General features: G+C 38.1%; 8 protein-coding genes. All 8 read left to right on the top strand.

What is annotated here, in order from left to right; translation table 11 throughout:
• Window positions 1-34: 34 nt before the first annotated feature.
• The 8 genes from KBS54_00680 (at window position 35) to KBS54_00715 (ending at window position 9,241) form a co-directional block, all read left to right on the top strand.
• Window positions 35-1,051, top strand: coding sequence for a glycosyltransferase (locus KBS54_00680; GenBank protein ID MBQ0054650.1), 1,017 nt, complete (start codon window positions 35-37; stop codon window positions 1,049-1,051).
• Window positions 1,041-2,033: a glycosyltransferase family 2 protein gene (locus tag KBS54_00685; protein ID MBQ0054651.1), complete on the top strand. Its 993-nt coding sequence runs from the start codon at window positions 1,041-1,043 to the stop codon at window positions 2,031-2,033. The genes KBS54_00680 and KBS54_00685 overlap by 11 nt, the downstream gene beginning before the upstream one ends.
• Before the next feature lies 1 nt (window position 2,034).
• The gene (locus tag KBS54_00690; GenBank protein ID MBQ0054652.1) at window positions 2,035-3,105 is read left to right on the top strand and encodes an EpsG family protein; all 1,071 of its coding nucleotides are present in this window, start codon (window positions 2,035-2,037) and stop codon (window positions 3,103-3,105) included.
• A gap of 15 nt (window positions 3,106-3,120) precedes the next feature.
• Complete coding sequence (locus KBS54_00695; GenBank protein MBQ0054653.1) at window positions 3,121-4,110, top strand: glycosyltransferase family 2 protein; 990 nt, start codon at window positions 3,121-3,123, stop codon at window positions 4,108-4,110.
• An 86-nt stretch (window positions 4,111-4,196) separates the two neighbouring features.
• Window positions 4,197-5,384 carry a polysaccharide pyruvyl transferase family protein gene (locus KBS54_00700; GenBank protein MBQ0054654.1) on the top strand — a complete coding sequence of 396 codons (1,188 nt, stop codon included), beginning with the start codon at window positions 4,197-4,199 and terminating at the stop codon, window positions 5,382-5,384.
• 9 nt (window positions 5,385-5,393) lie between these two features.
• Window positions 5,394-6,962 (top strand): oligosaccharide flippase family protein, encoded by a 1,569-nt coding sequence (locus tag KBS54_00705; protein MBQ0054655.1) that lies wholly within the window; start codon window positions 5,394-5,396, stop codon window positions 6,960-6,962.
• Window positions 6,959-8,137 carry a Coenzyme F420 hydrogenase/dehydrogenase, beta subunit C-terminal domain gene (locus KBS54_00710; GenBank protein MBQ0054656.1) on the top strand — a complete coding sequence of 393 codons (1,179 nt, stop codon included), beginning with the start codon at window positions 6,959-6,961 and terminating at the stop codon, window positions 8,135-8,137. Before KBS54_00705 ends, KBS54_00710 begins: the two co-directional genes overlap by 4 nt.
• A 426-nt stretch (window positions 8,138-8,563) precedes the next feature.
• Window positions 8,564-9,241, top strand: a complete 678-nt coding sequence (locus tag KBS54_00715; protein ID MBQ0054657.1) for a DUF3800 domain-containing protein — start codon at window positions 8,564-8,566, stop codon at window positions 9,239-9,241.
• Window positions 9,242-9,399: the final 158 nt, after the last annotated feature.

Below are 9,399 nucleotides of genomic sequence, written 5' to 3' on the forward strand. Positions count from 1 at the left end.
GCATATCAATGCATTTCATATCCCGTACCTGAAAATGTTTCAGGAAAATGGATATAAAACCTGTGTTGCGACCAATTTTAAAGACTTTGAAAAGAAACTTGCATACTGCAACGTTCAGTATGATGTACCGTTTGAAAGAAACCCGTTCAAACTTAACAATCTGACCGCTTATTCAAAAATAAAAAAGATTATTGCAGACAACAAATTTGAAATTATACATTGTCATACTCCTGTCGGCAGTGTTTTAACACGGCTTGCAGCGCGAAAATACAGGAAAAACGGAAAATGCAGGGTAATATACACGGCGCACGGATTTCATTTCTACAAAGGAGCGCCGCTCATAAACTGGCTGCTGTATTTCCCCGCGGAATGGATATGCAGCTTCTTTACGGACGTGCTGATAACGATAAACAAAGAAGATTACGAATTTGCGAAAAAACATCTGCACGCTGAAAGAACTGAATATGTTCCGGGCGTAGGAATTGATTTAGAGAAATTCTCAAATAAAATCAGCGACGAAGAAAAACAGCGCATACGCGCTGAACTTGACTTAATGCCGGAGGATAAATTGATTTTATCTGTTGGGGAATTAAACAGAAACAAAAATCATGAAATTGTTATCCGTGCTTTGGGAAAACTGCACGATCAAAAGCTGCACTACGCAATAGCCGGTAAGGGTGAGTTAAAAGATTATTTGCAAAGTTTGGCTAAGCAGCGTGGCGTAAAATTGTATTTGCTGGGCTTTAGGACAGACGTGAAAGAACTTTATCAAAGTGCGGATATGTTTGTATTTCCGTCAAAGCGTGAAGGATTATCGGTGGCTCTTATGGAGGCAATTGCAAGCAAAACGCCGGTGCTTTGTTCAAAAATCCGCGGTAATACTGATTTAGTCACAGAAGAAAATCTGTTTGACCTTAATAATATCCGGCAACTAACCGACAAAATTTCAAGCTGCAGCCCGATATCTGCAACGGAAGAAAATTTTGCAAACTTAAAGCCTTTTTCTTTAGAAACTGTAACCGCAAAAATGAGGGCAATATATGAAATTTAGTATCATTGTTCCAATCTATAATGTTGAAAAATATCTCGAACAATGTGTAGATAGCCTAATCTGTCAGACTTACAGGGATATTGAAATTATCCTCGTTGACGACGGCTCTCCCGACCGCTGTCCGCAAATGTGTGACGAGTATGCGCTGAAAGACGCAAAAATCAAAGTGATCCATAAAGCAAACGGCGGGCTCGTATCTGCAAGACAAGCTGGAACAGAAATAGCAACCGGTGACTACATTGTACCGGTTGACGGAGATGACTGGGTTGTTTCAAATTACGTTGAGAAGTTTGCTGAAGCGGCAGAGAAATATAATGCAGATATAATCTGCTGCGGTTATTATAAGGCGTTTGAAGATAACAGAAATCTTGCAGTTTTTATGCCGGACAGAGCAGGTTTTTATTCAAGAGAAGACATTGAACGGGAAATATTTCCAAAATTGATACAAAAAGCTGATACAACATATTTTTCGCCCAATTTGTGGTGTAAAGCATTTAAGCGAGAGTTATATATTACTCAGCAGATGAAAGTAAATCCGAAAATTAAAATAGGCGAAGATGGAGCGTGTACGATTCCGTGTATTTACAATGCTAATTCGCTTTCTATTATTCCGGAATGTTTGTATTATTATCGCCAAAATCCTAAAGCAATGACGAAAAACAAAAAAGCCTTTCCGTGGAATGGACCTGAACTTATTCAAAAGCATTTGGAAAGAACTATTGATATATCAAAGTTTGATTTTAAGGAACAACTTTACAGAAAAACTGTGCACGAACTGTTTTCTGTTGTTGTGTCGCAGTTTTACAGGAAAGAACCATATTTTGGTATAGTGTCCGACATAAAACAGCAGCTTGATAAAGAAGTCTATTCGGGCGCAATACAAAAAGCAAAATTTTCAGGTTCAGCAAAAGCAAAATTAATGCATTTTGCGTTGAAGTGTCGTGTTATGTGGCTGATTTGGCTATACAGCAGGGTGAAATAAAATGACGGTTTATTTATTGCTGCCTGTTATAAGTTTGCTTGTTCCTTTATGTACGCCACATTCTAACAAGCATAACAATTTATATCTGTATTTTATGTGTTTCTTGATGTTTTTACTTGTTGCTTTGCGCGGCAACAATGTTGGTACAGATACCGGTACTTATGTACGTATGTTTAATATGATTTCAAGTTTTGCGTGGTCTGATATATTGAACTGGCATACAACAGAAAAATCCTTTTTTATGATTTGCAAAGCAGTTTCAGATACAGGCGGAAATGCACAAATGATGCTTGCCGTATATGCATTTATCACAATGTTTTGCTTCGCAAAATTTATACAAAAAAACTCAGTTGATTTCGTTATGTCCGTTTTTTTGTTTATTACTACATATCAGTTGTGTTCAGCTATGAATGCCATGAGACAATTCGCAGCCATCTCAGTTGCGTGCTTAGGTTACGGATATCTTGTAGAAAAAAAGTTAATCAAATATATGTGTGTTGTAGGTTTAGCCTGTATATTACATATGTCTGCTGTATGTATGCTGCCTGCAATTTGGTTCATGTATACGGAGCCTAAAAACAGAAATATTATGTGGATTATTATAGGTTTTGCGGCTGCATTTATAGGTTTTCAAACACTTATGGATACATTTTGTAAATTTTTGCCGAAAAAGTATAGTTTGTTATATATTAGCAGCAAATATATGGCGGGTTATACACCTAAAGCTGCATTTATTATTTGGATTGCGCTATTTACAGTTGCATTTCTTGGTTGCTATGCTTTATCAAAATTAAAATTTTGTGATTACCATAAAAGATATGAGTTATATATATTGACATCATTAGTAATTGCAGCACTATGTACAAACATTTTTGTAATGAGATTTTTTATTGCTAACAGATTTTCGATATACTATTTCATATATATTATTATCTTTATCCCTAAACTTGCTGAAATATATTGTTGTAAAAAAATTTTTTACGCGGTATGCATTCCATTGCTTTCTATATATTATTTACTGGTTTTAAGCGTTGTTAATGGGTGCGATGTTGTTCCATATATAATATTCTAATTATGGAGAAAGGGTATGAAATTTAGCGTAATAATACCAATCTATAATGTTGAAAAATATCTCGAACAATGTGTAGATAGCCTAATCTGTCAGACTTACAGGGATATTGAAATTATCCTCGTTGACGATGGCTCTCCCGACCGCTGTCCGCAAATGTGTGACGAGTATGCGCTGAAAGACGCAAAAATCAAAGTAATCCATAAAGCAAACGGCGGGCAAACTTCTGCTCGTTTAGCTGGTATTAAAATAGCAACCGGTGACTACATTGTACCAGTCGATGGTGATGATTGGGTTGCGTCAAATTACATAGAGAAGTTCGCCGAAACAGCAGAGAAATATAACGCAGATATAATCTGCTGCGGGCATTACAAAGCTTTTGAAAATAAGAATATTGCTGCTTTTATGCCGGACAGAGCGGGGTTCTATTCAAGAAAAAATATTGAAAGAGAAATATTTCCCAAGTTAATTCAAAAAAGCAACGGAACAACCTTTACTCCATGCTTATGGTCGAAAGCTTATAAACGTAATGTATATGTTAAGCAGCAATTACAAGTAAATCCTAAAATCAAAATAGGCGAAGACGGAGCATGCACAATTCCATGTATTTACAATGCGAATTCGGTTTTTATTATCCCCGAATGCCTGTATTATTACCGCCAAAACCCTGAGTCTACGACAAAAGACAAAAAGGCTTTTCCGTGGGATGGCCCTGAACTTATTCAAAGACATTTGGAAGAAAATCTTGATATATCAAAGTTTGATTTTAAGAACCAACTTTACAGAAAAACCGTTCATGAATTGTTTTATGTTATAGTGTCACAGTTTTATAGGAAAGAACCATATTTTGGTATAGTGGCAGACATAAAACAACAGATAGTCAATCCAGTTTATAAAGACGCCATAGACAATGCTAAATTTGCCGGCTCTGCAAAGGCTGTTTTGCTCCACTTTGCGCTTAAACAACATTTATTTTGGCTGATTTGGCTGTATAATAAGATAAAATAATTAACCAAATATATTTGAGAAGATAACCATTTTTTTGTATTTTCACGAGAAGTGCGAAGGGACAATGACGTGATTAGGTGATTGTTTTGCAAAAAATAGCGATAGTTACGCTCTTTCTCAATAATAATAATTACGGGGGTACGCTTCAAGCGTATGCCTTGTGTGCTTTTTTGAAAAAAAACAATATTAATGCAGAACAAATTTCCTACAACTTTCGCCAATCAAAAAAAATCACAGTTAGTAATATTCGCTTTAGATTTCTTAAACGTGTGTTGCATAAGTGTTTGAGTTTACTTTGGAGGTTGAAAAATATATTGTTCCCTGATAAGGCGCATAAAATTTGCGCGTTATGCAAAAAGGAATTTCAGCAAAGAGAAGAAAATTATATTAATTTTCGCAAAAATTTTGTTCCGCATAGTCAGAGAATATATAGTGAAACCACGTTGCCTGCTTGTGTTGATGACTATGACGCATTTATTGTAGGTAGTGATCAAGTTTGGAATTTTAATTGGTCAAGTCTGCCATTCTTTTTGAATTTTGTACCGTCTACCAAAATTAAGCTGTCATATGCGGCAAGTATAGGCAAAGATGATTTGACGGACGGGGAAAAAAATATATTCAGGAAATATCTTGCAGATTTTACAGCTATCTCCGTGAGGGAAAAATCAACTCAGGAAATTTTATCAAAGGAATTAGGGCGCAATGTTGCATGGACAGTTGACCCCACACTGCTTTTGGATAAAGAGGACTGGGATGAAATTTGTTCTGATAAAAAATATGATTTCCCGTATCTGTTCTGTTATTTCCTTGGCAGTGACAATGACCAGAGATTGTTGGCGGAGAAGTATGCAAAGCAGCACGGCTTAAAAATAGTTAGCATCCCACATGCAACCGGAACAAGTTTGTGGTCTGTGTGTCTGAATGACGTTGATTTCGGCGATTATCAGGAGTGCGATGCTTCACCGGAAGATTTTCTTGCTCTTATACGCAACGCGGATATGGTGTTTACCGACAGTTTTCATGCCTGTGTGTTTTCGTGCATTTTTCAGCGACAGTTCTTTGCATTTCAGCGGCTTGAATACGGCGGTATGAGTTCGAGGATATACAGTTTGCTTGAAATGTTTGGTTTGTCAGAGCGTTTCTGTGATTCTGAAAAGAAGAGAACTATGGAATATATAGAGTTGCAGAAGAAGGCAGAATATTCGGAAATTCCGCAAAAGTTTAAGGAACGCAGGGAATTGTCCGAAAGATTTTTAGCGGAGAATTTAAGATAAGGTAAGATCATGAATTGTATTTCTACAAAGGCACTTATCAACACAATTGACGTTTCAAAACAACGTAAGTTGGGAGCAATGCTTTCCTACGTTAACATCGCTTTGAATATGCTTGTAGCTGTTGCCTACACGCCTGTTATGCTCAGGCTTTTGGGGCAGAGCGAATATGGGCTTTACAGTCTTTCATCTTCTATAATAAGCTATTTGGGGTTGCTGGGTTTTGGCTTGTCGTCAGGCTATATAAGATTTTATTCTCTTGTAAAGGCTAAAAATGATGAGACAGGCATTGCAAAATTAAACGGAATGTTTTTGCTGATACTTTCGGCAATCGCTTTAATTGCGTTTATTGCCGGGTGTACTATTGCGTTAAATTTGGGTTTTGTGATGAATCACAAATTATCGTTGATTGAAATGAGCAAAATGAGGATAATGGTTTTCCTTTTGTCTGTGAACCTTGCCTTGAGTTTCCCCTCTGAACTTGTGAACGCTTATGCTACTGTGCATGAATGTTTCGTGTTTCAGCGGCTTTTACAGATTGCCCAAACGGCGGCAAAACCGATTGTCACGATTCCTCTCCTGCTTATGGGATACGCGTCAATCGGAATGACTGTTGTCGCGGTTTTTGTTCATATTTCTGCCATGTTAGTTTTGACTTGGTTCTGCCTAAAAAAATTAAAAATGCGGTTTGTTTTTACCTCTCTAAACTGGAGTTTGTTTAGTGAAATTGTTGTATTTTCGTCTTATATCTTTATGAATTTTATTGTAGACAGAGTTAACTGGAGCGTAGATTCATATTTAATAGGGATTTTTCACGGTACGGCAGCCGTGGGTATTTATTCCGTTGCTGCACTTATTGCCCAGCAGTACAATGGTTTTTCAACAGCTGTGTCAAATGTTTTTGTTCCGAAGGTCAATATGATTGTTTCGACAACGAATGACAACAGAGAACTTACGGAGTTGTTTACGAAAGTCGGGCGTGTGCAGTTTTACATAATTGCGCTGATACTGATTTGTTTTGTATTTTTGGGACATCCGTTTATTGTCATGTGGGCAGGAAAAAATTATTCAACAGCATATCTTATGACGCTGTTGTTGATTGTTCCGGTAACAATTCCGCTTGTACAGAATCTCGGTATTGAAATACAACGCGCCAAAAATATGCATAAATTCCGTTCGGTTGTGTATACGCTGATGGCAGGCGCAAATCTGCTTATAAGCATTCCCTTGTGCAAAGTGTACGGAGGAGTCGGCGCAGCGGCTGGAACTGCTTTGGCACTGATATTGGCAAACGGTTTTATTATGAACTGGTATTACCATTTCAGAATTAGAATTGACGTGGTTTATTTTTGGCGTGGTATAGCGGATATCTTGCCCGCCCTGTTCCCGCCTGTTTTTGCAGGGATTGTTCTTGTTAAATTTTTCAATACTTACTGCATATCACATTTTCTGCTCGGCGCGTGTCTTTTAGTTTGTGTGTATATTGCCTCTGTATGGCTTTTTGCGTTTAATGATTTTGAAAAGAATTTGGTACTGCCGTTTATAAGGAAAATAGCGGTGAAAGCAGGGATTATAAGATGATAACAGAGCTGATAGTAAACAAAGCGCACTGTTCAGGCTGCGGCGCATGCTATTCTTCCTGTCCGGCAGAAGCGATAGCTATGCAGCCTGACGAAAAAGGTTTTGCGTACCCGTCTGTTGATGACTCCAAGTGCATTTCTTGTGGATTATGCGTTAAGATTTGCGAAAGCATAGGCAATAAACAAATTACTACGCAGAAAGCATACGCAGCTTTTGCCAAAGATGATGAGATACGCAAAAACAGTTCTTCCGGAGGGGTTTTCCCTCTGCTTGCAGAGAAGGTTTTGAACAAGGGCGGAGCTGTTTTCGGCGCTGCTTTTAACAAAGATTTCGGTGTGGAACATATTTGTGTGGAAAACGAGGAACATTTGAATTTGCTCAGAGGGTCAAAATACGTTCAAAGTGATTTGAGAGATACGTTCAAAGAAGCAAAAAGCAGACTTAAAAAGGGACAGCCTGTATTGTTCTCCGGCGTTCCTTGTCAGACAGCCGGACTGAAAGCATACCTGCGGAAGGAATATGACAACCTCTATCTTGTCGAACTGGTCTGTCACGGAACACCTTCACCGGCTGTATGGGAAAAATATGTTGAGCTTATGAGCAAAAAGGGAGAACCTAAGCGAATCTCCTTCAGGATGAAGGATTCATCCTGGAGGAGATTCGCAACATTATTTTTATACAAAAATAATGTTGCGTATCTGTGCGAGCACAGATATGACCCGTTTATGAAAGGCTTTCTCAGCAATTTGTATTTAAGACCTTCATGCTATTTTTGCCGGTTAAAACATAACAACAGAGCCGGAGATATTACTCTCGGAGATTTTTGGGGTGCGGAAAGGTATGTTCCCGAAATAGACGATGACAAAGGATTGTCGCTTGTGTTTGTTAATACTGAGAGGGGAGAAAGATTGTTAAACAGTATCTTGGATAAAACAACGTACAAAAATTTGGACGAAGATGTTAATGCTTTGGCATCAATGCTTAACCATTCTGTTGAGCTAAATCCTAAAAGTGAAAAATTTTACAGGGATTTCTTTGCCGATCAGATACAGTTGATACCGATTATAGAAAAATACACGAAACCGAACATAAAAGCACGCTGCAAATCTGCAATTCGTACTGCATTAGATAAACTTGGACTGCTCGACATAGCGAGGAAAATAATGAAAAGATAGAATAGGATTTGTTATTACTGTTTTGAATATCGAATAAATAATTTAATAGCGCGTAATTGCGTTCTGAACGCAGATATTTATTGTGTATGACGTACCCCTGCGCGGCGCGGGATGATTTCAATATAATTCACGAACGACACTCGCCGGCGTTAAGCCAAAAAACTCGCATATCTTTTGAATATCCTCTCGTCGTTCCTCGCTCCATCCCGCGCCGCGCAGGGGTATGCCGCAGATATTATAGGGCAAATTTGTTTAGGTTAAAACATAATACAGCGTTTTACTCAAACTCTGAATAATTTCTATTGCGTTTTTCGGTTTCATTGTATATACTTAAGACAGTTTTAGAAATGGGCTGACCGTGAGGTCTTGGGTCCACCTATGGCGGGGGTATTCCCCGCCGCTTATGTATAAATCGGAGCGTGTACGATGCAGGATAATGTTATCAGCGTTTTTATAGACGAGTCGGGAGATTGGGGTTCTTACAGACAACACTCGCCATATTACATCGTTGCACTGGTTTTTCATTCTCAGACAACTGATATAAGTTGCAGTGTTCAGCAGCTAAAACAGTATGTTTGTTCAATCAGCAGCAAAGATACAATCCATACGGGTCCTATTATCAGAGGCGAAACAGTTTATAAAAAAATTCCGCTTGGTATACGCCAAAAGCTTTTTAATGCAATATGTAATTTTACGCGCAAAGTAGATGTGACTTATTCTTGTGTTAAGTTAAAAAAGACTGATTGCGCGGATTCTTTTGATATGTCAGCAACGCTGTCCAACCTAATTGCGAGGACGTTACGTTCCAACTATGATATGCTTTTATCTGCGGACAAGATCATTGTATATTATGACCACGGACAAATTGAACTCAATAAAATTATCTATTCAGTTTTCGCTGCACTGTTCAGCTGTGTCGAATTTCGTAAAATTGAACCGTTGCGATACACACTGTCACAGGTAGCCGATTTGGTGTGTACAATAGAATTGCTCGCCGAGAAAGCGAACTCAAACAGTTTAACAAAATCAGAGCTTATTTTTTTTGGCAATACTCGAAATTTCAAGAAAACCTATCTTGATAAACTGCGCAAAAAAAGACTGTAACACCGTGGCGTGCTATTATAAAAGCGCGATGTTGTGAACGTATATTTTAGTCTCAAACAATGACAGTTGATTGTGCTGAAATTTGCTCGATGCGAAGAAAGAATAACGGACAATCACTATAAAATGGCTTGGGAAGTCCCAAGCCGCGAGTTTTAACC

The sequence above is a fragment of the Candidatus Equadaptatus faecalis genome, from assembly GCA_018065065.1.
Taxonomy (GTDB): Bacteria; Synergistota; Synergistia; order Synergistales; family Synergistaceae; genus Equadaptatus; species Equadaptatus faecalis.